Annotated in this window: 25 protein-coding genes and 1 tRNA gene; 20 read left to right on the top strand and 6 right to left on the bottom strand. The window is 70.1% G+C overall.

The features are described 5' to 3' along the window. The first annotated feature begins 16 nt into the window (after positions 1–16). The 6 genes from trpD (at position 17) to lexA (ending at position 5,084) form a co-directional block, all read left to right on the top strand. On the top strand, positions 17–1,051 hold the full coding sequence (gene trpD, locus V5F74_RS14330; RefSeq protein WP_374251792.1) for an anthranilate phosphoribosyltransferase: 1,035 nt from the start codon (positions 17–19) through the stop codon (positions 1,049–1,051). Continuing rightward, positions 1,048–1,839, top strand: coding sequence for an indole-3-glycerol phosphate synthase TrpC (trpC, locus tag V5F74_RS14325; RefSeq protein ID WP_394008719.1), 792 nt, complete (start codon positions 1,048–1,050; stop codon positions 1,837–1,839). The genes trpD and trpC overlap by 4 nt, the downstream gene beginning before the upstream one ends. An 89-nt stretch (positions 1,840–1,928) precedes the next feature. Further along, positions 1,929–2,342 (top strand): DUF2147 domain-containing protein, encoded by a 414-nt coding sequence (locus V5F74_RS14320; protein ID WP_394008717.1) that lies wholly within the window; start codon positions 1,929–1,931, stop codon positions 2,340–2,342. Positions 2,343–2,459: 117 nt separating this feature from the next. Further along, positions 2,460–2,945 (top strand): cyclic pyranopterin monophosphate synthase MoaC, encoded by a 486-nt coding sequence (gene moaC, locus V5F74_RS14315; protein WP_250165793.1) that lies wholly within the window; start codon positions 2,460–2,462, stop codon positions 2,943–2,945. 55 nt (positions 2,946–3,000) lie between these two features. Continuing rightward, a complete protein-coding gene (locus V5F74_RS14310) occupies positions 3,001–4,215 on the top strand; it encodes a molybdopterin molybdotransferase MoeA (RefSeq protein ID WP_394008714.1) in 1,215 nt (404 codons plus the stop codon). A 158-nt stretch (positions 4,216–4,373) separates the two neighbouring features. Next, the gene (gene lexA, locus V5F74_RS14305) at positions 4,374–5,084 is read left to right on the top strand and encodes a transcriptional repressor LexA (protein WP_024278908.1); all 711 of its coding nucleotides are present in this window, start codon (positions 4,374–4,376) and stop codon (positions 5,082–5,084) included. Between the two features lie 120 nt (positions 5,085–5,204). On the opposite strand, the gene V5F74_RS14300 is transcribed toward lexA, so the two are convergent. Continuing rightward, the gene (locus V5F74_RS14300) at positions 5,205–7,379 is read right to left on the bottom strand and encodes a ComEC/Rec2 family competence protein (RefSeq protein ID WP_394008712.1); all 2,175 of its coding nucleotides are present in this window, start codon (positions 7,377–7,379) and stop codon (positions 5,205–5,207) included. A gap of 236 nt (positions 7,380–7,615) precedes the next feature. Here V5F74_RS14300 and gltX point away from each other — a divergent pair, with 236 nt between their 5' ends. Beyond that, the gene (gene gltX / locus V5F74_RS14295; protein ID WP_394008710.1) at positions 7,616–9,031 is read left to right on the top strand and encodes a glutamate--tRNA ligase; all 1,416 of its coding nucleotides are present in this window, start codon (positions 7,616–7,618) and stop codon (positions 9,029–9,031) included. Continuing rightward, positions 9,028–9,267: a sulfurtransferase TusA family protein gene (locus V5F74_RS14290; protein WP_394008708.1), complete on the top strand. Its 240-nt coding sequence runs from the start codon at positions 9,028–9,030 to the stop codon at positions 9,265–9,267. The genes gltX and V5F74_RS14290 overlap by 4 nt, the downstream gene beginning before the upstream one ends. A 173-nt stretch (positions 9,268–9,440) precedes the next feature. Here V5F74_RS14290 and V5F74_RS14285 read toward each other — a convergent pair whose 3' ends face one another. After that, positions 9,441–10,607 (bottom strand): M20 aminoacylase family protein, encoded by a 1,167-nt coding sequence (locus tag V5F74_RS14285; protein WP_394008706.1) that lies wholly within the window; start codon positions 10,605–10,607, stop codon positions 9,441–9,443. Between the two features lie 152 nt (positions 10,608–10,759). Here V5F74_RS14285 and V5F74_RS14280 point away from each other — a divergent pair. Continuing rightward, a tRNA-Lys gene (locus V5F74_RS14280) sits at positions 10,760–10,835 on the top strand. A gap of 30 nt (positions 10,836–10,865) precedes the next feature. Here V5F74_RS14280 and V5F74_RS14275 read toward each other — a convergent pair. Next, entirely contained in the window at positions 10,866–11,429 is a 564-nt protein-coding gene (locus V5F74_RS14275) for an HXXEE domain-containing protein (protein ID WP_394008704.1), read from the bottom strand. Between the two features lie 167 nt (positions 11,430–11,596). On the opposite strand from V5F74_RS14275, the gene ribB reads away from it, so the two are divergent. Then, positions 11,597–12,904 (top strand): 3,4-dihydroxy-2-butanone-4-phosphate synthase, encoded by a 1,308-nt coding sequence (gene ribB, locus V5F74_RS14270; RefSeq protein WP_394008702.1) that lies wholly within the window; start codon positions 11,597–11,599, stop codon positions 12,902–12,904. A gap of 212 nt (positions 12,905–13,116) precedes the next feature. After that, positions 13,117–13,959, top strand: a complete 843-nt coding sequence (locus V5F74_RS14265) for a DUF1194 domain-containing protein (RefSeq protein ID WP_394008700.1) — start codon at positions 13,117–13,119, stop codon at positions 13,957–13,959. 155 nt (positions 13,960–14,114) lie between these two features. Here the strand turns inward: V5F74_RS14265 and fni are convergent, their stop codons facing one another. Continuing rightward, entirely contained in the window at positions 14,115–15,146 is a 1,032-nt protein-coding gene (gene fni, locus V5F74_RS14260; protein WP_394008698.1) for a type 2 isopentenyl-diphosphate Delta-isomerase, read from the bottom strand. Between the two features lie 225 nt (positions 15,147–15,371). Between fni and V5F74_RS14255 the strand changes: the two genes are divergently transcribed. From V5F74_RS14255 to V5F74_RS14220, 8 genes are all read left to right on the top strand, one after another. Next, the gene (locus V5F74_RS14255; protein ID WP_394008696.1) at positions 15,372–16,421 is read left to right on the top strand and encodes a polyprenyl synthetase family protein; all 1,050 of its coding nucleotides are present in this window, start codon (positions 15,372–15,374) and stop codon (positions 16,419–16,421) included. Further along, a complete protein-coding gene (locus V5F74_RS14250; protein WP_394008694.1) occupies positions 16,418–17,392 on the top strand; it encodes an ABC transporter ATP-binding protein in 975 nt (324 codons plus the stop codon). The genes V5F74_RS14255 and V5F74_RS14250 overlap by 4 nt, the downstream gene beginning before the upstream one ends. Next, entirely contained in the window at positions 17,389–18,579 is a 1,191-nt protein-coding gene (locus tag V5F74_RS14245) for an ABC transporter permease (protein ID WP_394008692.1), read from the top strand. The genes V5F74_RS14250 and V5F74_RS14245 overlap by 4 nt, the downstream gene beginning before the upstream one ends. A 77-nt stretch (positions 18,580–18,656) precedes the next feature. After that, positions 18,657–19,388: a heme ABC transporter permease gene (locus tag V5F74_RS14240; RefSeq protein WP_394008690.1), complete on the top strand. Its 732-nt coding sequence runs from the start codon at positions 18,657–18,659 to the stop codon at positions 19,386–19,388. Between the two features lie 10 nt (positions 19,389–19,398). Beyond that, a complete protein-coding gene (gene ccmD / locus V5F74_RS14235; RefSeq protein ID WP_024278895.1) occupies positions 19,399–19,569 on the top strand; it encodes a heme exporter protein CcmD in 171 nt (56 codons plus the stop codon). Continuing rightward, on the top strand, positions 19,566–20,162 hold the full coding sequence (locus V5F74_RS14230) for a DsbE family thiol:disulfide interchange protein (protein WP_029558647.1): 597 nt from the start codon (positions 19,566–19,568) through the stop codon (positions 20,160–20,162). The genes ccmD and V5F74_RS14230 overlap by 4 nt, the downstream gene beginning before the upstream one ends. 35 nt (positions 20,163–20,197) lie before the next feature. Next, entirely contained in the window at positions 20,198–21,016 is an 819-nt protein-coding gene (locus V5F74_RS14225) for a HesA/MoeB/ThiF family protein (protein ID WP_394008687.1), read from the top strand. A gap of 3 nt (positions 21,017–21,019) precedes the next feature. Further along, positions 21,020–21,967, top strand: coding sequence for a glycosyltransferase domain-containing protein (locus V5F74_RS14220; RefSeq protein WP_394008685.1), 948 nt, complete (start codon positions 21,020–21,022; stop codon positions 21,965–21,967). Positions 21,968–21,979: 12 nt separating this feature from the next. Here the strand turns inward: V5F74_RS14220 and V5F74_RS14215 are convergent, their stop codons facing one another. After that, positions 21,980–22,981, bottom strand: coding sequence for a 2-hydroxyacid dehydrogenase (locus V5F74_RS14215; protein WP_024278891.1), 1,002 nt, complete (start codon positions 22,979–22,981; stop codon positions 21,980–21,982). A 156-nt stretch (positions 22,982–23,137) separates the two neighbouring features. Here V5F74_RS14215 and V5F74_RS14210 point away from each other — a divergent pair, with 156 nt between their 5' ends. Next, positions 23,138–23,686, top strand: a complete 549-nt coding sequence (locus tag V5F74_RS14210) for an SH3 domain-containing protein (protein ID WP_024278890.1) — start codon at positions 23,138–23,140, stop codon at positions 23,684–23,686. Positions 23,687–23,718: 32 nt separating this feature from the next. On the opposite strand, the gene V5F74_RS14205 is transcribed toward V5F74_RS14210, so the two are convergent. After that, a complete protein-coding gene (locus V5F74_RS14205) occupies positions 23,719–24,039 on the bottom strand; it encodes a 2Fe-2S iron-sulfur cluster-binding protein (RefSeq protein WP_024278889.1) in 321 nt (106 codons plus the stop codon). Between the last annotated feature and the right edge of the window lie 93 nt (positions 24,040–24,132).

Raw genomic sequence — 24,132 nt, 5'->3', positions numbered from 1 at the left:
GGGGCGAGGACACACCATGGACCAGTTCAAACCCCTGCTCGGCAAGGTGGCCACCGGCGCGAGCCTCAGCCGCGACGAAGCCGCCTTCGTGTTCGACCGCATGATGTCCGGCGAAGCGACGCCCTCCCAGATGGGCGCGCTGCTCATGGGCCTGCGCGTGCGCGGCGAGACGGTGGAGGAGATCGCCGGCGCGGTCTCCGTCATGCGCGCCAAGATGCTCACGGTGGACGCCCCCGACGAAGCGGTGGACGTGGTGGGCACCGGCGGCGATGCCTCCGGCTCCTACAACATCTCCACCTGCGCCAGCTTCATCGTCGCCGGCGCGGGCGTGCCGGTGGCGAAGCACGGCAACCGGGCGCTTTCCTCCAAGTCCGGCGCGGCGGACGTGCTCGCGGCGCTCGGCGTGCGGCTCGATCTTGATCCGGCCGGCATCTCCCGATGCATCGGCGAGGCCGGCATCGGCTTCATGTTCGCCCCCTCCCACCATCCGGCCATGAAGCATGTGGGGCCGACACGGGTGGAAATGGGCACGCGCACCATCTTCAACCTGCTCGGCCCGCTCTCCAATCCGGCCGGCGTGAAGCGGCAGATGGTGGGCGTGTTCGCGAAATCCTGGATCGTGCCGCTGGCCGAGGTGCTCAAGGCGCTCGGCTCGGAGAAGGCGTTCGTGGTCCACGGCTCGGACGGGCTGGACGAGATCACCATCTCCGGCGGCACCGACATCGCCGTGCTGGAAGACGGCCGCATCCACACCTTCACCCTCAACCCGGAGGATGTGGGCCTCGCCCGCGCCCCGGCCGAGGCGCTGAAGGGGGGCGATGCCGCCCACAATGCCGAAGCCCTGCGCGCCGTGCTGGACGGTGCCCCCGGCGCCTATCGCGACGTGGCGGTGCTGAACGCCGCGGCCGCCCTCGTGGTGGCCGGCCGCGCCAAGGACCTGACCGCCGGCGTCGGCATGGCGCAGACCAGCCTCGACACCGGCTCCGCCCGCGCGCGGCTGGAACGGCTCGTCACCCTTTCCGCCTCACTCGCCCCGGAGGCCGCGCAATGAGCGACATTCTCACCAAGATCGAGGCCTACAAGCGCGAGGAAATCGCCGCCGCCAAGAAGGCCCGGCCGCTCAACGAAATCGAGGCCGCCGCCCGCTGCGCGCCCCGCGTGCGGCCCTTCGCCGGGGCCATCGAGCAGAGCCTGTCCGAAGGCCGCACCGCGCTCATCGCCGAAATCAAGAAAGCGAGCCCCTCCAAGGGCCTGATCCGCGCGGATTTCGACCCGCCCTCCCTCGCCCGCGCCTACCAGCGCGGCGGCGCCACCTGCCTCTCGGTGCTCACGGACACCCCCTCCTTCCAGGGCGCGCCGGACTATCTGAAGGCCGCCCGCACGGCGGTGAGCCTGCCCGTGCTGCGCAAGGATTTCATGTACGACACCTATCAGGTGGCGGAAGCCCGCGCCTGGGGGGCGGACTGCATCCTCATCATCATGGCCGGTGTGGACGACGCCCTCGCCCGCGACCTCGCGGACGCGGCGGCGGCGCACGGCATGGATGCCATCGTCGAGGTGCATGACGACGCCGAGCTGGACCGCGCGCTGGCGCTGCCCTGCCGGCTCATCGGCATCAACAACCGCAACCTGCGCACCTTCGAGACCACTCTGGAGACCTGCGAGCGCCTCGCTCCGCGCGTGCCGAAGGACCGCATCGTCATCGGCGAGAGCGGCATCTTCACCCCGCAGGATGTGGCCCGGCTGGCGCAGGTGGCCATCGGCACCATCCTCGTGGGCGAGAGCCTGATGCGGCAGGAGGATGTCGCGTCCGCGACCTGCCAGCTGTTGGCCACATAGGCCTCGCCACCTCGTCTTGCCGTATACGTGAAGTTACTCTTTAATACGTGAGGCGGCCCGCAAGAGGCCGCACGCAAGGGAGGAGCTTCATGAAGACGTTTGCGATTGCCGGCCTCGCCGCCCTTCTCGCCACACCTGTTTTCGCCGCGGACCCGACCGGCCTGTGGCTGACTCCCACCCGCAGCGGGCAGGTGGAAATCTCCAAGTGCGGCGCGGGCCTGTGCGGCCGCCTCGTTTCCTCCGAGGGTCTGAAGGCCGATCCGGCGCTGAAAGACGTGAACAATTCCAACGCCTCGCTGCGCGGACGGGCGCTGAAGGGCCTCACCATCCTCACCGGCTTCTCCGGCGGCCCGCAGGAATGGAGCGGCGGCAGCATCTACAATGCCGAGGACGGCAAGACCTATTCCGGCACCATCACCATGGATGGCGACAACACCCTGAAGCTGCGCGGCTGCGTGGTCGTCCCGCTGTGCAAGACGCAGGTGTGGACCCGCCTGCGCTGACCTGAACCCAACCCGGCAACACTGCCTTTCCGCCGCATTGCTCCTGCGGCGGTGGACAGGCGCCGCCGCGGACGCCATCTTCCCCCCGACATCGAATCCGGGAAGACCGCGACGGCCATGGCCAGCCTCACCCATCTCGACGAACAGGGCGCCGCCCGCATGGTGGACGTGTCCGACAAGGACGCGACCACCCGCGAGGCGCTGGCCGAGGGGCAGGTGGTGATGGCGCGCGAGACGCTGGATCTCATCCTCTCCGGCAACGCCAAGAAGGGCGACGTGCTGGGCGTGGCGCGCATCGCCGGCATCATGGCGGCCAAGCGCACCCATGAGCTGATTCCCCTCTGCCATCCGCTGATGCTGACCAAGGTGGAGGTGGAGGTTTCCCCCGATCCCGCATTGCCCGGCCTCCACGTCACGGCCCGCGCCAAGGTGACGGGCCAGACCGGCGTGGAGATGGAGGCGCTCACCGCCGTCTCCGTGGCCTGTCTCACCATCTACGACATGGCCAAGGCCGCCGACCGTGGCATGCGCATTGAAGGCATTCGCCTGCTGGAGAAATCCGGCGGCCGCAGCGGCCACTTCCGCGCCACCGACGCGGCCTGAGCCGGTCCGCCACCATGACAAGACCTGCGTTCAGGCAGAGTGAGGGAGCCGCGCCATGGCGCTCATGACCGTCGAGGAGGCCACTGCGCTCATCACGTCCGGCGTGTCTGCGCTCGGTGTGGAGGATGTGCCGGTGCAGGCCGCGGCCGGCCGTGTGCTGGCGCGCGATCTGGCGGCCCGCCGCACCCAGCCCCCCGCCGACATGTCGGCCATGGACGGCTACGCCGTGCGCGGTGCCGATATCGCGCAGACGCCCGCCCGCCTCGCGGTCATCGGCGAATCCGCCGCCGGACGCCCCTTCGCGGGCACGGTGGGCGCCGGGCAGGCCGTGCGCATCTTCACCGGCGCGGTGGTGCCGGAAGGTGCCGACACGGTGGTGATTCAGGAGAACGTCTCCCGCGAGGGCGACACCATCACCACCACGGCCCCGACCGCCGCGCTCCGCAACGTGCGCAAGCGCGGTTGTGATTTTTCCGCCGACGCGCCCGGCCTCTTCGCGGGCCGGCGGCTGACCGGCCGCGACATCATGCTGGCCGCCGCCATGGACCATGCGACGGTGCCGGTCGCCCGCCGCCCGCGCGTCGCGCTGCTTCAGACCGGCGACGAGCTGGTGCTGCCGGGCCAGGGCACCGGCAACGACAGCGAAATCGTCGTCTCCAACGCCTTCGGCCTCGCGGAACTGGCCCGCCGCGCCGGCGCCGATGTGACCGACCTCGGCCTCATCAAGGACGACCTCGCCGCCATCCGCGCCGTGGTGGCGCGGGCGCTCTCCGGCGAGTTCGATCTCGTCGTCTCCTCCGGTGGCGCTTCGGTGGGCGATCATGACCTCATGGCCCCGGCGCTGAAGGCGGAAGGGGTCGATCTCTCGGTCCACAAGATCGCGCTCAGGCCCGGCAAGCCGCTGATGTTCGGCCATCGCGGCACCGTGCGGGTGCTGGGGCTGCCAGGCAACCCGGTGTCGTCCCACGTCTGCGGGATGGTCTACCTCGTCCCCCTCATCCGCGCCCTGCAGGGCGATTCCCGCCCCGGCCCCGAGACGGTGCCGGCGCGCCTCGCGGCGGACCTGCCGCCCAATGACGTGCGGCGCGATTTCATGCGCGCGACCCTCGAGCGCCGGGCGGATGGCTCGATCCACGCCATCCCCTGCACCTCGCAGGACAGCGCCATGCTGAGCATTCTTTCCGCCGCCGACTGCCTTCTGGTGCGCCCGCCTTTCGCCCCGGCGGGCCGCGTCGGAGACCCCTGCGAGATTATTCCCTTCGCGGATTGAGCCCTTAACGGAGCCTTCACCACTTGCGGAACACAAAAGGAACAGATAAAGACTGTTCATGATTTGTTTCGCGGCGCACCGGGCGGGATGCGCCTTGAATCGGGACCGGCCGAGAGCGCCTGTTCCGCGGCGGTGCGTGCAAGGAACGGGGCCAGGGAATGCTCACTCGGAAGCAATATGACCTTCTGCGCTTCATCCATGAGCGGCTGAAGGAGACCGGTGTTCCCCCCTCCTTCGACGAGATGAAGGAAGCGCTGGACTTGCGCTCCAAGTCCGGTATCCACCGCCTCATCACCGCTCTGGAAGAGCGCGGCTTCATCCGCCGCCTGCCCAATCGCGCCCGCGCGCTGGAGGTGGTCCGCCTGCCCGACAGCGTGGCGCCGGGCCTCGCCTCCGCCCGGTCCGCAGGGCGGGGTTTCTCGCCCTCGGTCATCGAGGGCAGCCTCGGCAAGGTCCGCCCCGTGGCGGAGGATGACGAGGCGGGACAGGTGGTCTCGGTGCCGGTCATGGGCCGCATCGCCGCCGGCTCGCCCATCTCCGCCATTCAGAGCCGCAGCCATACGCTGAACATCCCGCCCGAGATGCTCGGCTCCGGCGAGCATTTCGCCCTTGAGGTGCGCGGCGACAGCATGATCGAGGCCGGCATCCTCGATGGCGACACGGTGCTGATCCGCAAGTGCGATTCCGCCGACACCGGCGACATTATCGTCGCGCTGGTGGACGACGAGGAAGCCACCCTCAAGCGCCTGCGCAAGAAGGGCGCCTCCATCGCGCTGGAGGCCGCCAATCCGGCCTACGAGACCCGCATTTTCGGTCCCGACCGCGTGCGCATCCAGGGCCGTCTGATCGGCCTCATGCGCCGCTACTGATCCTTATTTCTCCCGCGGGAGATCCGGAACGGGGTGAGGGGCGCGGTGGTCCACGCTCAACGGGCGCCTGCGCTTTTTTGAAGGCGTTGCCCCTCACCCCGACGCCTGGCAATTGTCGTGTCAGGGAGCGGTGGCGTCGGCCTGCGGATCGCCCGCATCGACCGCCCCCCGCTCGGATGCGAGGTCCGGCGGCAGCGGTGCCATCCACGGCCGGGACACCGAGGGGCTGCGGCTTCGCTCGGCCACGAGGGCACCATCGCGCAGGGTGAAGGCGAGCGTTCCGGTCCGCGCGAGTTTTTCCGGTGTCAGCACCTCGGCCGGGCAGGCGCGAGGCGGGGCATCGCGGGTGACGACCATGCGGGCATTCAGGCAGTCCGCCTCCAGGCTCTCCGCGCGCCGGGAGACGGCGATGGTGCCGCCGCCGGGCAGCGGCGCGGTGCAGCCGAGCGGGTCGCACAGGAAGGCGGAGGCGAGGTCCTTGGTGCCGGCCGTCCGGCGGTCGCCCTCCCGCGTCAGCCATTGCTCCACCACCAGCTTCTGGCCCGAGGCGCCGAGCACGGAAAGCCGTCCATCCGGCATCCGCACCGCCACCGTCTGCGCATCGGGCGCGATGAGGAGGTCCGGCTTCAGCGGCGTTCCCGCCACCAGCGCGGCGAGGCCGAGGGGCACCAGCGCCGCGAGGGTCAGAACGCCCCGCAGCAGGCAGAGGGCCAGCAGCGCGAGGGAGAGCCAGAGCAGCGTTCCGGCACCGACGAAGGCGGCGCGGATATCGGCCCCCGGCAGGGTCCCCACCCAGTCGGACACCGCCGTCATGATCTCGATGCCCCGGCCCATCACCGGCCAGGCCAGATGGTCCCAGCCGAACGGCATCAGCAGCACGCCCGCGAGGCCCGCCGGCATGACAAGGAAGGACACGGCCGGCATCGCCGCGAGATTGGCGAGAAGCCCATAGGGCGCCACCCGCTGGAAGTGGAAGATGCCATACGGCGCCGTCGCCAACCCCGCCACCAGCGAAGTCAGCGCCGTGCCGGCCACCAGCACCGCCACCCAGGAGACTACGGCTCCGGCGATGCCGTCCGGCCGGGGTATCGCCCGCAAAGGCTGAAGCCTTTCATAGGCGGCAACGAGGGCGAGGGTGGCGGCGAAGGACATCTGCGTGCCCGGGTCCAGCGCCGCCTCCGGCGTCAGCGCCAGCACCACCACCGCCGCGACACCCACCGAGCGCAGCGACAGGGACGGTCGCCCCACCAGCACGCCGGCCAGCACCAGCCCCGTCATCACGAAGGAACGCTGTGCCGGCACGTCGTTGCCCGACAGCACGAGATAGAAGGCGCTGCCCGACAGCGCGATCAGCGCCGCGAATGACTTGATGGGCCACGACAAAGCCAGCCCCGGCACCAGCGCCAGCAGGCCCCGCGCCAGCGCGAACAGGGTGCCGGCCACCAGCGCCATGTGCAGGCCGGAGATGGAGAGGATGTGCGAGAGGCCGGACACCCGCATGCTCTCCTCCACCGCGCGCGGAATGCCGGAGCGGTCGCCGGCCACCAGCGCCACCGCGACCTCTGCCGGCACGCCGGAAAGCGAGGCGCGGATGCGGTCCGACAGGCTCTGGCGCACACCGTCCAGCGCCATGGCGAGCCGCACGGACAAAGGCGGATCGCGCGGCGCCGCCGCCTTGGGTCGGCCGAGCCCGTAGCCGATGGCGCCGATGCCCTGAAACCACGGCGTGCGGCCGAAATCATGGGCGCCCGGCATGGCCGGGCCGGAGGGCGGCAGCAATTGCGCCAGCTGGGTTACATGGCTCCCCACCGGCGGCGCCCATCCCTTGCGGAGCGAAAGGCGCACCAGCGCCGGCGCGTTTTTCAGCCCGCGCACGGCGTCGCCATTGAGCCGCAGCAGGATGCGGTCGCCGGTGGTCCGCCGCTCCACCCGCTCGATGAAGCCGGAGAGGCGCACCGGGGTCTTGGGCGGCACCACCATCTCGTGGGCGATGAACGCGGTGCGCACCCCGCCGGCCGCGAAGCCGGCCATGGTGGCGAGGAGCACCGCGGCGGCCCCGAACATCACCGGCCGCGCCCGCGCCCCCCAGGCCGCCGCCGCGAACAGGGCCACAAGGACGAGGCTCGCGGTGAGCGAAGGTTCGGTGGAGGCGCCGAAATAGAGCAGGATGCCGGCGGTGAAGGCGGCCGGCAGCCACAGGATCAGCCGGCCGGACGCCGCCTCGGCCGCCACGTCATGGGCGATGCGGGCCTTCAGCGCGTCGGCGAGGCGTGAAAGCCCACGCGTGGAAAGCACCGGGAGCGCGCCCGCAGCTCCCCGTCCCCCTGCCCGCGCGCCGCCTGAAGCCCGCTCGTCCATCCCCGCCCGCCGGGGGCCGGGCCGGGTCGCGCCCATCCCCGCCCCATGTTCCTTGTGCCCCGCCTCTATGCTACACGGGCGCCTCCCGCGCGCCATGTGGTTCGGTTTGCGTTCCGCAGGGCCGCCCGCGCGTCTCCCGTCCAAGCGGACCCAATCCCGCCGAGCCCCGCCCGATGTCGCAGATCGTCACCCGCTTCGCCCCCTCGCCCACCGGCTTCCTGCATATCGGCGGGGCGCGCACGGCGCTGTTCAACTGGCTCTATGCCCGCCACACCGGCGGCAAGATGCTGCTGCGCATCGAGGACACGGACCGCCAGCGCTCCACCAAGGAGGCCATCGACGCCATCATCGAGGGGCTCTCCTGGCTCGGCATCGATTGGGAGGGCGAGCCCATCTACCAGTTCGCCCGCGCCGAGCGGCATCAGGCCGCGGTGGCGGAGATGCTGGCGAAGGGCAACGCCTATCGCTGCTACGCCACGCCCCAGGAGCTGGACGAGATGCGCGAGCTGGCCCGCAAGGAGGGCCGCCCGCCGCGCTATGACGGCCGCTGGCGCGACCGCGACCCCTCCGAGGCGCCGGCCGATCGCGCGCCCGTCATTCGCCTGCGCGCCCCGCAGGAGGGCGAAACGGTGATCGACGACATGGTGCAGGGCACCGTGACCTTCCCCAACAAGGACCTCGACGACCTCGTGCTGCTGCGGTCCGACGGCACGCCCACCTACATGCTAGCGGTGGTGGTGGACGACCACGACATGGGCGTCACCCACATCATCCGCGGCGACGACCACCTCACCAACGCCGCCCGCCAGACGCAGATCTACCGCGCGCTCGGCTGGGACGTGCCGCGCATGGCCCACATCCCGCTCATCCACGGGCCGGATGGCGCCAAGCTCTCCAAGCGCCACGGGGCGCTGGGCGTCGATGCCTATCGCGACATGGGCTATCTGCCGGCGGCACTGCGCAACTATCTCGTGCGCCTCGGCTGGAGCCACGGCGACCAGGAGGTGTTCTCCACCGACGAGATGGTCGAATTCTTCGACCTCGACAAGGTGGGCCGCTCGGCCGCGCGCTTCGACTTTGCCAAGCTGGAAAGCCTCAACGGCCACTATATGCGCGCCTCCAGCGATGCCGAGCTTTTGGCCGCCATCGACGCGCTGGTGCCCTATCTGCCGGACGCGGAGCACCGCCTGCCGCGCATGACGGACACCCGCCGCGCCCAGCTCGCCGCCGCCATGCCGGGGCTCAAGGAGCGGGCGAAGACGCTGGTAGAGCTGCTGGACAATGCCGAGTTCATCTTCGTCGAGCGGCCCATCCCGCTGGATGAGAAGGCGACCACGCTGCTCTCGCCCGAGGCCCGCGCCCATCTCGGCCGCCTCGTGCCGCTGCTGGAAGCCGTGGACTGGAGCGCCGCCGCCACCGAGGAGGTGGTGCGCCGCTATGCCGAGGCGCAAAGCGTGAAGCTCGGTGCCGTGGCCCAGCCGCTGCGCGCCGCGCTCACCGGCAAGTCCACCTCCCCGCCGGTGTTCGACGTGCTCGCAGTGCTCGGCCGCGAGGAGAGCCTCGGCCGGCTCCGGGATCAGGCGATTTGAAGCCGGCCGCCGTCACCGTCGCACTGGACCTGAAGGGGCTGAAATGCCCCCTGCCCGCCCTGCGCACCCGCAAGGCGCTGACGCAGGCGGCGGCGGGCACCCGGCTTGTCGTCACCTGCACGGACCCCATGGCGGTGATCGACATTCCCCACCTCGCGCACGAGACGGGCGCGGTGCTGGAAAAGCAGGAGGTCGAGACCGGCCTCCTGACCTTCGTGCTGCTGAAGCCGGCGTAAGAGAGCTTTGCGCCGCGCGGAAGCGCGTCGCGGGATTTTCGTGCGTTACGCTCAAGCGCCGCGCGGGCTTTTGGTGCGTCTCGCTCAAGCGCCGCGCGGGCTTTTGGTGCGTCTCGCTCAAGCGCCGCGCGGGCTTTTAGCGCGTCACGCTCAAGCGCCGCGCGGGCTTGAACTCACGCCGTCAGCGGCAGCGCCCGCTCCACCAGCCGCACCCAATAGGACGCGCCGTAGGGAATGGCGGCATCGGCGAAGTCGTACTGCGGATGATGCAGTCCGGCGGACGGGCCGTTGCCGATGAAGATGTAGGCGCCGGGCTTCTCTTCCAGCATGTAGGCGAAATCCTCGGCCGCCATCAGCGGCGGCGCGGCGGCGTCCACCTCCGAGGCGCCGGCCACCTCGCTCGCCACCTCGGCAGCGAAGGCCACCTGATCGGCGTGGTTGCTGGTGACCGGATAGCCTTCCTTGAAGCTCACCGTGGCGGTGGCGCCGTAAGCCGCCGCGACGCCTTCCGCCACCTGCCGGATGCGCTCGCGCAATTGGACGCGCACCCCCTGGTCCAGCGTGCGGGCGGTGCCGACGAGGGTGGCCGAGGGCGGCAGCACATTGTCCGCCTCGCCCGCATGGAACATGGCGATGGAGACCACCGCCGCCTCCAGCGGATCCACGTTGCGCGAGACGATCTGCTGCAGGGCCATGACGATGGCGGCGCCGGTGAGCACCACGTCCACGCCCTGGTTGGGCCGCGCCGCATGGGCGCCGCGCCCGTCCACCACGATCTCGATATGGTCGGCCGAGGCCATGATGCCGCCCGGCCGCATGGCGAAGCGGCCCACCTCCAGCCCCGGCAGATTGTGCATGCCGTAGACCTCGCGGACGGGGAAGCGGGCGAACAGCCCGTCGTCGATCATCGCCTTGGCGCCGGCCCCGCCCTCTTCCGCCGGCTGGAAGATGAGCACGGCGGTGCCGGAGAAGGCGCGGGTCTCGGCGAGGTGGCGCGCGGCGCCCAGCAGCATGGCGGTGTGGCCGTCATGGCCGCAGGCGTGCATCTTGCCGGGCGTCTGCGAGGCATAGGCCGCGCCGGTCTTTTCCAGAATGGGCAGCGCGTCCATGTCGGCGCGCAGGCCGATGAGCGGGCCGTCGCCCTTCCCACGCACGATTCCCACCACGCCGGTGCGACCGATGCCGGTGATGACCTCGTCGCAGCCGAAGGCGCGCAGCTTCTCCGCCACCGCGGCGCTGGTGCGCTCGAGGTCGTACATGAGCTCGGGGTTACGGTGGAAATCCTGCCGCCAGGCCGCGATCTCGTCGGCGCGGGCAGCGATGTGGTTGTTGACCGGCATGGCAATTCCAGAAGCAATTGAGCGGCCATGGTGCGGAACCCATCCTGCCCGGTCAATGCCCGCGCCCGCGCTGCCCCCTGCCGAAATGCCGGGACATCCCGCCCGCCCGGCCTTGACCCCGCCGCCTTCGCACCCTAACCAACGCGTCAAGTGAGCCCGTAGCTCAGCCGGTAGAGCACGTGACTTTTAATCATGGGGTCTCGGGTTCGAATCCCGACGGGCTCACCACCTCACCTCCTCAAGCCCGACAACCGACGCTCAACGGGCGTGCGCCCGCGCCTGTGCGAGGTGGAACCTCACCCGCACGATGATGGCGGCGTGGACCGCCACGGCGATGGCGAAAGCCAGTGCGTGCTGGGCGGCGGTGGCGGGCACCAGCGCGGCGGCGATGGCGCCGAAGGGGATGAACAGCAGCGCGCCCGTGCCAAGGCCCGGATTGTAGCTGCGGAAGCGCGCGGCCATGCCGAGATGGGCGATGCCGTTGACCAGGATCAGATAGGCCGCGGCCAGCCCCCATCCCGCGCCGGCGAGCCAGGCCACATAGACGGCGACGAGATTGATCCCCCACACGCCGGGGAGATTGATCAACAGCACGTCCGAGACGGTCAGCGCCTCCACCCCGCCGAAGACCACGCGGTTGACGTAGGTGCGGAACCGGTCGCCCGTGTGCTCCTCGATCTGGTGCAGCATGTAGATCGGCGAGGCGAGGAAGATCAGGAGCACGCTCCGCCCGGCGCCGGACACCAGCGGCGCGGCCAGCAGCAGCGCGAAGGCCATGAAGCCCGCCCCGGCCACCCAATTGCGCGAGAGCCAAGCCTTCATCGATTGATTCCCGCAGTCCGCAGCCGCCGCGATCATCCTGCACCGCGTGTCTTGCGCCAAGCCTCCGGGTAGCAGGTCTGGTCAATTCAGCAGGAGCGAACACGGCCAGCGAAGACCCTTCCGCACTTTTTCATTGTCACTGAAATTCGCTTTGCTATGCTCGCCCCATGAAGCTCGCGGAATGGCTCTCGACGACCGGTACGAAGCGCAGCGCGTTCGCGCGGCAGGTGGGCATGTCCCCGGCCAGCGTGACGGCCCTGTGCAATGACGAGCGCGCCTGGATCTCCCGCGAGACGGCCGAAAAGATCGCCGAGGCGACCGGGCAGCAGGTGACGCCCAACGATTTCCTCGGCCTCGTCCCGCACATCCGAGGTTTGCCCGTGACCGATACCACCCAGGCCCGCGTCCAGTCCGCCATCGAAGCCATCGCACGGGGAGAGATCATCGTCGTCACCGACGACGACGACCGCGAGAACGAAGGCGACCTCATCCTCGCCGCCTCGCTGGCGACGCCGGAGAAGATGGCCTTCGTCATCCGCAACACCTCCGGCATCGTCTGCACGCCTTTGCCCCCGTCCGAGGCGAAGCGGCTGCGGCTCGATCCCATGGTGTCGAACAACGACGCGCCCATGGGCACGGCCTTCACCGTCTCCATCGACGTGCGCCACGGCACCACCACCGGCATCTCGGCCGAGGAGCGCACCAACACCGTGCGCGCCCTTGCCAACCCCAACATGGGCGCCGGTGATTTCGTGCGGCCGGGCCATGTCTTCCCGCTGATCGCCCGCGAGGGCGGCGTGCTCATCCGCTCCGGTCACACGGAAGCGGCGGTGGATCTCTGCCGCCTCGCCGGCCTGCCGCCCATCGGCGTCATCGCCGAGCTGGTGAACGACGACGGCACGGTGCAGCGCGGACCGCAGGTGACGGCCTTCTCCGAGAAACACAACCTCACCCGCATCTCGGTGGCGGACCTCATCGCCTATCGCCAGGCGCGCGAGAAGCTGGTGACGCGGGCGGCGGAATTCCCGGTGCCGACCATCGTCGGCGAATTGCAGGGCTATTCCTACGTGACGCCCTTCGATCCGGTGAACCACCTCGCCCTCGTGAAGGGCCGCATCGGTGACGGCGAAAAGGTGCTGGTGCGCCTGCACCGGGCGGATGCCATCGCCGACGCCTTCAGCGGCGGCAAGGTGCTGCAGAAGAGCCTGGAACGCATCGAGGCCGAGGGCCGTGGCGTGCTGGTCTATCTGCGCGACGGCACCAGCGGCGTGCCGGCGGTGGCCATGGGCCAGAATTCCGAGAAGAGCACCAGCGAGCTGGAGCGCGATCGGCACTGGCGCGAGGTGGGGCTGGGCGCGCAGATCCTGCGCGATCTCGGCATCCAGTCGATCCGCCTTCTGTCCTCCAAGACCCGAACCTATGTGGGCCTCGCGGGCTTCGGCATCGAGATCCTCGGTACCGAAACGCTCGATTGAGTTCGGCACGGCCGCGGCATTGCCGCCGCCTCTAACCCCTTGTGAGGGTTCAAAGACAATGGCGTGACGCCCGCAACGCACGCCATTGCAACGGTTCCGCCGCAAAACGTGACAGGCCCTGAGGCGGCAAATCTCTTCTCCCGGCCGGGGAACGGTGTCAGCATTTCACGGACGTGATGCCGCACCGTTCCTTCCCCGGGAGGAAGCCGTCCATGTCCTCGCGCCGCCGCCTCTGGTCTCGTGCTTCCGGCCTGCTGGCCGCGTCTCTCCTCGCCCTCGGCCTTTTCCCCCCCGCGCTTGCCGAAGCCGGCGGCTCCGGCAAGCTCGCCGTGGATGTGGAACTGGTGCTCGCGGTCGATGTCTCCTACTCCATGGATGCCGACGAGTTGGCCCTGCAACGCGAGGGCTATGCCTCCGCCATCACCTCCCCCGAATTCCTCGATGCGCTGAGACTCGGCCCCAATGGCCGGATCGCGGTGGAATATGTGGAGTGGGCCGGCGAGAACGAGCAGAAGATCGTGGTGGAGTGGCGCATCATCGACGGGCCGGACAGCGCGAAGGCGTTTTCCGATGCGGTGCGGTCCGCGCCCATCCGGCGCATCTACCGCACCTCCATCTCCGGCGCCCTGCTGTTCGCGGCCGACCAGTTTGACCTCAACGGCTTCCGGGGCCTGCGCAAGGTCATCGACGTGTCGGGCGACGGCGTGAACAATCAGGGACCGCCCGTGGCGCTGGCGCGGGATTCGGTGGTCCGCCGGGGCATCACGGTAAACGGCCTGCCGCTGCTGATGAAGCGCTCCGCTTCGTCCGCGCTCGATATCCCCGAACTCGATGTCTATTACGAGGATTGCGTCATCGGCGGCCCCGGCGCCTTCGTCATCCCGGTCGAGACGATGGCCGAGTTCGCCCGCGCCATCCGCACCAAATTGGTGCTGGAGGTGGCCGGCGTGGTGCCAAAGCCTGGACCGGGCCTGATCCAGCACGCCTCAGCCCAACAGCCCCGCATCTCCTGCACCATCGGCGAGAAGATCTGGATGGATCACTGGGCCAATTGAGGCATGGGCGCGGGATAGGCGCCCGTCTAGGCACCGCCGTCGCCCTCCGGCTCGACCGGAGGGCCCATTCCTCCGCAGGGGCAAGCCTTCGGCGGCCGGGCAAACGGCGCCATGGGTCCTCCGGTCGAGCCGGAGGACGACGCAGAACGGTCGCTTCAGCGCGCCTCGACCAGCGGCACCGCCCGCAGGTCCGCGAGGCTGCCAGCGCCAGCCGCGAAAGCGGCGATGCGCAGCTGCTCCGCGAGCAGCTCGAAATGGGCGATGACCGCCTCGGTGGACGTGACGGCCGCCTTCAGCGTCGCCGCCGCCTGTCCGACGAGATCGGCGCCGAGGCGGATGGCCTTGGCGGCGTCCACGCCGTCGCGGATGCCGCCGGACGCGATGATCGGCACATCCGGCAGCGCCGCGCGCACCTCGACCACCGCATCGGCGGTGGGAATGCCCCAGCCGGCGAAGGCGGACGCCAGAGCCTGCGTGCGGCCCGTGCCACGGGCGCCTTCCACCAGCGCCCAATTGGTGCCGCCGGCCCCCGCGACATCCAGCGCGGCCACCCCGCACTTCACCAGCCGGCGCGCGACGGCGGCGGACAGGCCGAAGCCCACCTCCTTCACCACGACCGGCACATGGAGATAGGTGCAGAGGCCGGCGATGGCATGGAGCACGCCGCGCCAGTCGCGGTCGCCACCTTCCTGAATGGCTTCCTGCAAGGGATTGAGATGGATGACGAGCGCATCCGCGCCGATCATGTCCACCGCGCGGCGGGCATGGTCGCGGCCATCGGCGGCGAGGAGTTGCGCGGCGCCGAGATTGGCGAGCAGCAGCACATCCGGCGCCCGCTTGCGCAGTTCGCCGCCGAGTCCTGCGGCCGCGCCGGTCTCCACCGCGATGCGCTGCGACCCGACGCCGAGGGCGATGCCCAGCGCCTGCGCCGCCTCGGCCAGATGCGCGTTGATGGCCTCGGAGCGCGCCGGCCCGCCGGTCATGGCGGAGATGAGGAGCGGCGCTTTCAGCCGGAGGCCGAGCAGGCTGGTGGAGAGGTCCACCGCATCGAGGCTCAGCTCCGGCAGCGCGCAGTGGACGAAGCGCCAGCGGTCGAATCCCGCATCCACGCGGGAGGCCACGCGATCGCCGGAGAGAACGATGTCGATATGGTCTTCCTTGCGGCGACCGGCTGCGTTCTCGTCCATGCCTCTCCCGGCGTTCCCTGGATCCGTGCCTTCTGGCGTCGCGCATTCCGCGCCGCGGCGCTGGCGCCACACGCCGGCAAAATGTGCGACGCGGCGGAACGCACGCACTGGCATCATTGTGTAAGCGGTGATCTAAAGTCATTCAAGGCAACGTATGTGCCTGTTGCAGGGGGATGGTCGCCCAAGGTGGCCAAGAGCGCGGCCAAGAACAGAGTGAGGGGGCGTATGGGGCAGAAGGGCGGACGAGACCGGCGGACCGATGCTTCGGCGACGGCCTCGCGGGAAGCGCTGTCGGCGGCTGCCGGCAGTGTCGTGCTCGCCGCGGCGGCGCCGGACATGGAGGCCGCGCACGCCCTCGATACCGCTCTGCCAGACTTCCCGCCCCGCTCCCGCGACCTCTCCTATCTGCGCGCCGTGGTGGACCGCCGGCTCGGGCTTCTGGTGCCGCCGGCCGCGTCCCATCCGGCCGTGCTGCACGCCGCCATGCGGCACATCCTGCTGGCGCCGGGCAAGCGGCTGCGTCCGCTGCTCACCATGGCGGCGGCCATGCAGCTCGACGCCTCCGAGCACGCGGTGCTGGATTTCGGCTGCGCGCTGGAGATGATCCACGCGTCGTCCCTCATCATCGACGACCTGCCGTGCATGGACGACGCCATGGTGCGCCGGGCCCAGCCGACCACCCATGTCCAGTATGGCGAGGACGTCGCCGTGCTGGCGGCGGTGGCGCTCCTGTCCCGCGCCCTCGGCGTGGCCGGCGCGGCGGCGGGGACGAGCGATCACGTGCGGCTCGACGCCGTGTGCATCCTCTCCAAGGCGGTGGGCTCCCTTGGCCTGTGCGGCGGCCAGTATGACGATCTGCGCCCCAGCCCCGGCCGCTCCCTCGCCGCCACCGAGGACGTGAACCGCCGCAAGACCGGCGTCCTGTTCTCCGCCGCGGTGGAAATCGCCGGCCGCGCCGCAGCGGCGGACGAGGCACAGGCCGGCCACCTCCGGGCGCTCGCCGGCCATGTGGGCAGCGCCTACCAGATCCTCGACGACATCCTCGACAACGCGGGCTCGGCCGCGACGCTGGGCAAGGATGTGGGCAAGGACGCCAACAAGGCGACGGTCATCGCCTCCCTCGGCGCGCCACGCGCGCGCAAGCTGTTGTCGGAGCACTTGGCGGGGGCGCTCGCAGCCTCTAAAGAACTGGGGCCCAACAAGGAGGGCCAGCAGCCCCTGCGAGACTTCATGACCGCTGCCTTCGGTGAACTGATGGGGCCGCTGGCGCCGTGAGCGCCGCCGCCCACCATTACGACGACCCGAAAGACGAAAGCCCGGCACCTCCCCTCGCCATTCTCGGCCTCACCGCAGGCTATGGCGCGCGCACGGTGCTGGCTGGCGTGGACCTCGTGCTGCGCGCAGGAACGGTCACGGCCCTCGTCGGCCCCAACGGCGCCGGCAAGAGTACGCTGGTGCGGGCCATTTGCGGGCGCATCCCGCCGCGCACGGGCGTGATCCGCATCTGCGGGATCCCCGCCGCCGAGGGTGAGGCCCGCGCCCGCATCGGCCTCGCCCCGCAGGACATCGCCCTCTACCGCGCGCTGACCATCGCCGAAAATCTCGCCGTCTTCGCCCGCCTCGCCGGCGTCCGCCGCACGGACGTTGCCGCCTGTGTCGCTGGTGTGATGGCGCGCACCGGCATCGAGGAGCGCGCCAACGAGCGCATCGATCGGCTCTCCGGCGGCTGGCAGCGCCGCGCCAATGTGGCGGCCGCCCTCGTCGGCAATCCGCGCCTGCTGGTGCTGGACGAGCCGACCGTGGGCGTCGACGCCCCCGCCCGCGCCGACCTTGCCGCGCTGGTGCAGCGGCTGGCGGCGGACGGGCTCGGCGTTCTCGTCATCACCCACGATTTCGCCTTCGCCGAAGAGGTGGCCGAGCGTGTCGCCATCCTCTCCGAGGGGCGGATCGCGCTGGAAGGGCGGCTCGCCGCCCTGATCGCCGCGCGATTCCCCAACCAGCGGCGCGCCGCCGTCACCTTCGCCACGCCGCCCTCGCCGAACGGGCGGCAGGTGCTCGCCCTGCGCGGGCTCATCGGCGATGAAGGCGGTACCTCCTTCAGCGGCGTCGTCTCCGATACGCCGGAAGGTGCGGGCGGGCTGATCGCCGCGCTCAAGGTGGCCGGCCTCGTGCCGCGCACCATCGCCTTCGAGGCGGCAGGGCTCGATGCCCTCTATGCCGACGTGACCGGGAGTGGCCATCCATGATCGGCGCCATCGTCCGGGCCATGGCGCTGACCCTGATGCGCGACCGCGGCGCGCTGATGATGACGTTCGTGCTGCCGCCGGTGCTGTTCATCCTGTTCGCGGCGGTGTTCGCCGGCACGGGAGGCGAAACCTCGGTCATCAAGATCGCAGCGGCGCGCGCCACCGACGCGCCATCGGCCACGGCCTTCCTGACCGCGCTCGGCCACGCCGGCGACAACGATCTCGTGCTCGTCACGCCCGAGGAGGTCCGCGCCCGGGTGGCGGACGGGCGCGCCGACGTGGGGCTGGTGGTGCGGGGCGACGTGGCCGCCGCCACCGACAAGCCGCCGCTGCTCGTCATCACCGATCCCGCCCGCAATGTGGCCGCGGCGCTGCTCTCGGCGCGCATCCAGCGGGTGTTCACGGACGCTCTCCCCGGCCTCGCCATCCGCCGCGTGGCGGCGCAGATCCAGGTGCTGGTGGGTGCCTTCTCCGAGGACCAGACATCCCGGCTGGAGCAATCCATCGCCCGCGCACCGGAGCTGGTGGCAGGCGGCGGCGCCGAGCTGATGGAGCGCCAACCGCTCACCCGCCGCCGCTCCGAGCCGGGCGTGAGCTATTACGCCGGGGCCATCGCCATGCTGTTCCTGCTGTTCTCGGCGGTGCAGGGCGCGGGCAGCCTGGTGGATGAACGCCGCTCCGGCGTGTTCGACCGCATCGTCATGAGCCGCGGCGGTGTGCTGGCGCTGGTGGGGGGCAAGCTCGCCTTCCTGATTCTCCAGGGGCTTGCGCTTTCGGCGGTGCTCTTCACGGTGGCGCAGATCGTCTATGGCGTGAACGTGTTCGTGAATTTCTGGACCTTCGCGGCCGTGGCCGTCGCCGCCTCGGCCGCGGCCGCCGGCGTCGCCTTGCCGCTCGCGGCGGTCTCCCGCACGCGCCAGCAGGCGCAGACGCTCTCCACCTTCGCGGTCCTGCTGCTCTCGGCCGTGGGCGGCAGCATGGTGCCGCGCTTCCTCATGCCCGAATGGCTCCAGCATGCGGGGATTCTCACCCCCACGGCCTGGGGCATCGAGGCGTTTCAGGGGGCGCTCTGGCGCGGCGAGGGCATGGCGACGCTGGCGCCCTCCCTCCTGATCCTGCTCGGCTGGGCCGCTGCCGGCGCCGCCGTTACCCTCTGGTTCATCCGCCGTCAGGTCCGGCTGGCCTGAAGTCTCGCCCCTGCGACACGAAATCCTGAACACCGTCTGCGCTTCCATCCGGCGCCCGCGCACACTAGAACGCCTTCATGGCGATCCTCGACCTTGCCAATCCGGTCCGCTTCCTCAGCCTGTCCGCGCGCATCCTGCCCTGGATCGCCGCCGCGGCGGTGGTGACGCTTGCAATCGGCTTCACTCTCGCCTTCCAGGCGCCGCCCGACTACCAGCAGGGCGAGACGGTGCGGATCATGTACATCCACGTGCCCTTCGCGTGGCTGGGCCTGTTCGGCTATTCCATGATGGCCGCCTCCTCCATCGGCATCCTCGTCTGGCGCCACCCTTTGGCCGATGTGGCGCACAAGGCCGCCGGGCCAGTGGGGGCCACCTTCACCGCTCTGTGCCTCATCACCGGCGCCCTGTGGGGCCGGCCCATGTGGGGCACCTATTGGGTGTGGGATGCCCGCCTCACCTCCATGCTGGTGCTGCTGCTGCTCTATCTCGGCCTGATGGCGCTGCGCGCGGCCATCGACGACCCCAACCGCGCCGGCCGTGCGGCAGCCGTGCTCACGCTGGTGGGCTTCATCAACGTGCCCATCGTGAAGTTCTCCGTGGACTGGTGGAACACGCTCCACCAGCCGGCCTCGGTGTTCCGCATGGGCGGCTCGACCATCGATTCCAGCCTGCTGTGGCCGCTGCTCATCTGCGCCATCGGCTTCACCCTGGTGTTCATCGCTTTGCACATGCTCGGCATGCGCACGGAAATCCTCCGCCGCCGCGTGCAGGCGCTGGAGGCCCGCGCGGCCGCGGAAGCCATGGCCTGAGCCCCCGCGCATGACCCATACCGTCTTCATCGCCGCATCCTACGGCGTCTCCCTCCTCGGCCTCGGGCTGCTCGCCCTCTGGCTGGTGCTGGACTATCGCAGCCAGCGGCGCACCCTGTCGGAGCTGGAAGCGCGGGGCGTCGGCCGCCGCAGGGCCAATCGATCGGGAGAGGCGGAATGAGCGATCCCGTCATCACCCCCGCCCGCCCGCGCCGCCGCCTGTGGTTGGTGGCGCTGCCGCTGGTGGTGTTCCTGGCGCTGGCCGGGCTGTTCTTTTCGCGGCTGGAGACCGGCGGCGATCCCTCGCGCATTCCCTCCGCGCTGGTGGGCAAGAAGGCGCCCGTCGTCTCCCTGCCGCCGCTGGAAGGCCTGAAAGGGCCGGACGGCGCGCCGCTGCCCGGCATCGACCTTGCCGCGCTGGGCGGCAAGCCGGCGCTGGTGAACGTGTGGGCCTCCTGGTGCGGCCCCTGCCGCGAGGAGCATCCCATCCTGATGCAGCTCGGCAAGGACCCGCGCTTCAGCCTCGTGGGCATCAACTACAAGGACGCGCCGGACAATGCCCGCCGCTTCCTCGGCCAGTTCGGCCTGCCCTACAAGGCGGTGGGGGTCGACCCCAAGGGGCGCGCGGCCATAGAATGGGGCGTCTACGGCGTGCCGGAGACCTTCGTGGTGTCGAAGGACGGCACCATCGTCCACAAGTTCGTGGGGCCGCTGACCCCCGAGGCGGTGAGCAACACGCTCCTGCCGATGATGGCGCGCCTCTCCGGCGGCTGAAGCCCAGCCCCCGAGGCGTCGCCCGAGGATTAGAGATGGCCTTCTCCCCCGAAGAGATCGAGCGCTACGCCCGCCACATCGTGCTGCACGACGTGGGCGGACCGGGCCAGCAGAAGCTGAAGGCCGCGACCGTGCTGGTGATCGGCGCCGGGGGCCTCGGCGCGCCGGTGCTGCTCTATCTGGCGGCGGCCGGGGTCGGTCGGCTGATCCTGGTGGAGGACGATGTCGTCTCCCTGTCCAATCTCCAGCGGCAGGTGATCCACCGCACGCAGGACATCGACCGGCTGAAGACCGACAGCGCCCGCGACGCGGTGGCCGCCCTGAACCCCCATGTGGAGCTGGTGACGCATCCGGTGCGGATCGACGCCGGCAACGCATTGGACCTCATCTCCCAGGCCGATCTGGTGGTGGACGGCTCGGACAATTTCTCCACCCGCTACCTCGTCTCCGATGCCTGCGTGCTGGCGAAGAAGCCGCTCGTGACGGCGGCACTGGGCGCGTTCGATGCCACCATCACCACCATCCGCGCCCATGAGAGCGGGCCGGACGGGACCCCCAACCCCACCTATCGCTGCCTCTTCCCCGAGCCGCCGCCGGCCGGCACCGTGCCCGCCTGCACCGAGGCCGGGGTGCTGGGCGCGCTGGCCGGGGTCGCCGGATCGCTCGCGGCCCTGGAGGCGCTCCGCGCCATCGTCGGTTTCGGTGAGCCGCTGGTGGGGCGCCTGCTGATGATCGACGCGCGCTCCATGCGCTTCGAGACGCTGAGCTATGGCTGGGACCCGGAAAATCCGCTGACGGGCGAAGGCGCGCGCATCACCGACCTCTCCGCGCACAAGCGCAGCGCGGCGGCCTGAGGCATGGCGGAGGGCTCCGGTCGCGCGTGCGTCTATACCTGCCTGATCGGCGGCTACGAGGCGCTGAACGAGCAGCCCATGGCGGCGGCCTCCGGCCTCGACTTCCTCTGCTTCACCGATGATCCGACCCTCACCAGCGCCTCGTGGAAGCTGGTGCGCTACGTCCCGGCCTTCCCGCTCGACCCGGTGCGCAGCCAGCGCATCGTCAAGCTCTCCCCGCACGATCTGCTGCCGGGCTACGACGTCTCGCTCTACATGGACAACAGCGTCATCCTGACGGCGCCGCCGGAAGAGGTGATCGCGCGCTACCTGAGCGACGGGGTGGCTGCGGCCATGCCGGGGCACAGCTTCCGCGCCAGCGTCCGCGACGAGTTCATGGAGGTCCTGCGCATGGGCCTCGACGACGGCGGGCGGGTGCTGGAGCAGCTCAACCATTACGTGATGACAGACCCGGCAGGGCTGGAAGCCGTGCCCTTCTGGTCCGCCATCCTCCTGCGTCGCCACCACGACCCCGAGGTCATCGCCGCCATGCGCCTATGGCTCGCGCAGGTGCTGCGCTACTCCCGCAGGGATCAGCTCTCCGGCACCTACGCGCTGGGGCGGTCAGGGCTAGAGGTGGCGCGATTCGAGGTGGACAACCTGGGGTCATGGTTCCACCGCTGGCCGGTGACAGAGGCGCGTGACCGCGGCGCCTTCCCCTTCTCGCCGACCCATAGTCAGATACCAGCAGCTCTACTGGCCGACGATTGGCGGCGCGACCGTGCGGCGCTGGAGGCGCGGATCGCCGCTCTGGAGCAGGCGCAGTCCGAGGCCTCGGCCAAGGTCGGGACTGAATGCGCCCCGAACCCGCCGATACCCGTACCGAATGGGCCCCGAACGTCACCGACATCGGGGCCTGTCAGCCGGCTCGCGCGTCTCCTGAGCCGTCTTTCCGGCCGCAGCCGGAGCTGAGGCGTTTCCGCCTCAGAGCATCGCCGGCAGCACGCGATCCGGCGGACGGTGGCCGTCCATGAAGGTCTTGATGTTGACGATGACCTTCTCGCCCATGTCCACGCGGCCCTCGAGGGTCGCCGAGCCAAGGTGCGGGAGAAGCACGACTTTTCCCTGCCGGGCGAGGCGCACCAGCTTGGGGTTCACCGCCGGCTCGTGCTCGAACACGTCGAGGCCGGCACCGGCGATCTCGCCGGCTTCCAAGAGGCGGGTCAAGGCGTTCTCGTCGATCACCTCGCCGCGCGCCGTGTTCACCACATAAGCGTCTGGCTTCAAGAGCTTAAGACGACGGGCGGAGAGCAGGTGGTAGGTCGCGGGGGTGTGCGGGCAGTTCACGGACACGATGTCCATGCGCGCCAGCATCTGGTCGAGGCTGTCCCAATAGGTGGCGTCGAGCATTTCCTCGATGCCGGAATTGAGGCGGCGGCGGTTATGGTAGTGAATCTGCAGGCCAAATGCCTTGGCGCGCCGCGCCACCGCCTGGCCGATGCGGCCCATGCCGATGATGCCGAGGCGCTTGCCCCAGATCCGCCGGCCGAGCATCCAGGTGGGCGACCAGCCGGTCCACTCTTCCTTGTCCGCAATCATCGCCTGAGCGCCTTCGGCGAGGCGCCGCGGCACGGAGAGGATCAGCGCCATGGTCATGTCCGCGGTGTCCTCGGTGAGGACGCCGGGCGTGTTGGTGACGGTGATGCCCCGGTTCAGCGCACTGGCGACGTCGATGTGGTCGACGCCGTTGGAGAAGGAGGCGATCAGCCGCAGGTTTTCCCCAGCCTGCGAGAGCACCGACGTATCGATGCGGTCGGTCAGAGTCGGCACGAGCACGTCCGCGGTCTTGACCGCCTCCACCAGCGCGGCCTGATCCATGGGCACGTCGTCGATGTTCAGTCTGGCATCGAAAAGCTCGCGCATCCGCGTCTCGACCGAGTCGGGCAGCTTGCGCGTGACAACGACGAGGGGCTTGCGACGCACCATCGTTACTCCCCATTCCCCATTTCTTAACGGTTCTGGTCCCGTCTATCAGACAGCCGGGGAAACACAAGGCGCGCCGGGACGCAGGGCCTTGACGTGCCCGCCACGTCGGCGCACCCCTCCGGTCGGTTAGGTGCGATGCGAAAGGACGATCCCATCATGCCCGCAAAGCGAACTCATCTGAAGCGAAGCCTCGACAGCCGGTCGGTGAAAGCCCTGGCCCTTGCGGCGGCGATGATGGTGGGAACGGCTGCGGGTGCAGTCGCCGCCGAGCCTGGCACCTCCGGCCTGCCGGTTCCCCGCTTCGTCTCGCTCAAGGCCGACAAGGTGAACGTCCGCAACGGACCGAACCGGGATCAGGATGTGGCCTGGGTGTTCAACCGCGCCGGCCTGCCGGTGGAGGTGACCGCCGAATATGAGACGTGGCGCCGCATCCGCGATGCCGACGGCGCGGAGGGATGGGTGTACCACTCCATGCTGTCGCTGCGGCGGACCGCCCTCGTCGCCCCCTGGCTGAAGGGCGAGACCGTGCCCCTGCGCGGCTCGGCCGATGCCGACGCCAAGGTCGTGGCCAAGCTCGAGCCGAGCGTGCTCGGCGTGGTGAAGACCTGCGACGGCAAGTTCTGCCGCATCACCGGCGACGGCTTCGACGGCTATGTGCAGCAGAACCAGCTGTTCGGCGTCTATCCCGGCGAGAAGGTGGACTAAAGGGGAGCGCCGCTCCCCTCGCCTCCCCGATTTCAGCCCTGGGTCTCGGGCGTGTGCAGCACCAGCCCGTCCAGTGCCGCCGTCAGCTTGATCTGGCAGGAGAGGCGGGAGGTGGGGCGAAGGTCGGTTGCAAAATCGAGCATCCCCTCCTCCATCTCGGAGGGCTGGCCGACCTTGTCCATCCAGGCTTCATCCACATAGACGTGGCAGGTGGCGCAGGCACAGGCGCCGCCGCATTCCGCGACGATGCCGGGAACGCCATTGCGCACCGCCGTCTCCATGGCGGTAGCACCTTCCGGTCCATCCACCTTGTGGACCGCGCCTGTGTGTTCGATAAAGGTAATGGCAACCATAGATTGTCGCTTCCCGGCTTCCGCCGCGCAGGCGGCGGTGGCTTGATCGGACGGCTCGCGCACCCCGGCCTGATGGCCGCGGCGGGGCCGCTT

It is taken from the genome of Xanthobacter aminoxidans, from assembly GCF_043193615.1.
In the GTDB taxonomy this organism is placed as follows: Bacteria; Pseudomonadota; Alphaproteobacteria; order Rhizobiales; family Xanthobacteraceae; genus Xanthobacter; species Xanthobacter aminoxidans.
This window is presented reverse-complemented; position numbering and strand designations above follow the sequence as displayed.

Coding starts and splice junctions, on each gene's coding strand:
- lexA (WP_024278908.1), top strand. CDS start 4,374: ATGCTCACTCGGAAGCAATATGACCTTCTGCGCTTCATCCATGAGCGG.
- V5F74_RS14220 (WP_394008685.1), top strand. CDS start 21,020: ATGGCGGAGGGCTCCGGTCGCGCGTGCGTCTATACCTGCCTGATCGGC.
- trpD (WP_374251792.1), top strand. CDS start 17: ATGGACCAGTTCAAACCCCTGCTCGGCAAGGTGGCCACCGGCGCGAGC.
- V5F74_RS14210 (WP_024278890.1), top strand. CDS start 23,138: ATGCCCGCAAAGCGAACTCATCTGAAGCGAAGCCTCGACAGCCGGTCG.
- trpC (WP_394008719.1), top strand. CDS start 1,048: ATGAGCGACATTCTCACCAAGATCGAGGCCTACAAGCGCGAGGAAATC.
- V5F74_RS14310 (WP_394008714.1), top strand. CDS start 3,001: ATGGCGCTCATGACCGTCGAGGAGGCCACTGCGCTCATCACGTCCGGC.
- V5F74_RS14230 (WP_029558647.1), top strand. CDS start 19,566: ATGAGCGATCCCGTCATCACCCCCGCCCGCCCGCGCCGCCGCCTGTGG.
- V5F74_RS14240 (WP_394008690.1), top strand. CDS start 18,657: ATGGCGATCCTCGACCTTGCCAATCCGGTCCGCTTCCTCAGCCTGTCC.
- moaC (WP_250165793.1), top strand. CDS start 2,460: ATGGCCAGCCTCACCCATCTCGACGAACAGGGCGCCGCCCGCATGGTG.
- V5F74_RS14265 (WP_394008700.1), top strand. CDS start 13,117: ATGTCCTCGCGCCGCCGCCTCTGGTCTCGTGCTTCCGGCCTGCTGGCC.
- fni (WP_394008698.1), bottom strand. CDS start 15,146: ATGGACGAGAACGCAGCCGGTCGCCGCAAGGAAGACCATATCGACATC.
- V5F74_RS14225 (WP_394008687.1), top strand. CDS start 20,198: ATGGCCTTCTCCCCCGAAGAGATCGAGCGCTACGCCCGCCACATCGTG.
- V5F74_RS14320 (WP_394008717.1), top strand. CDS start 1,929: ATGAAGACGTTTGCGATTGCCGGCCTCGCCGCCCTTCTCGCCACACCT.
- V5F74_RS14205 (WP_024278889.1), bottom strand. CDS start 24,039: ATGGTTGCCATTACCTTTATCGAACACACAGGCGCGGTCCACAAGGTG.
- V5F74_RS14275 (WP_394008704.1), bottom strand. CDS start 11,429: ATGAAGGCTTGGCTCTCGCGCAATTGGGTGGCCGGGGCGGGCTTCATG.
- V5F74_RS14285 (WP_394008706.1), bottom strand. CDS start 10,607: ATGCCGGTCAACAACCACATCGCTGCCCGCGCCGACGAGATCGCGGCC.
- V5F74_RS14215 (WP_024278891.1), bottom strand. CDS start 22,981: ATGGTGCGTCGCAAGCCCCTCGTCGTTGTCACGCGCAAGCTGCCCGAC.
- ribB (WP_394008702.1), top strand. CDS start 11,597: ATGAAGCTCGCGGAATGGCTCTCGACGACCGGTACGAAGCGCAGCGCG.
- V5F74_RS14245 (WP_394008692.1), top strand. CDS start 17,389: ATGATCGGCGCCATCGTCCGGGCCATGGCGCTGACCCTGATGCGCGAC.
- ccmD (WP_024278895.1), top strand. CDS start 19,399: ATGACCCATACCGTCTTCATCGCCGCATCCTACGGCGTCTCCCTCCTC.
- V5F74_RS14255 (WP_394008696.1), top strand. CDS start 15,372: ATGGGGCAGAAGGGCGGACGAGACCGGCGGACCGATGCTTCGGCGACG.
- gltX (WP_394008710.1), top strand. CDS start 7,616: ATGTCGCAGATCGTCACCCGCTTCGCCCCCTCGCCCACCGGCTTCCTG.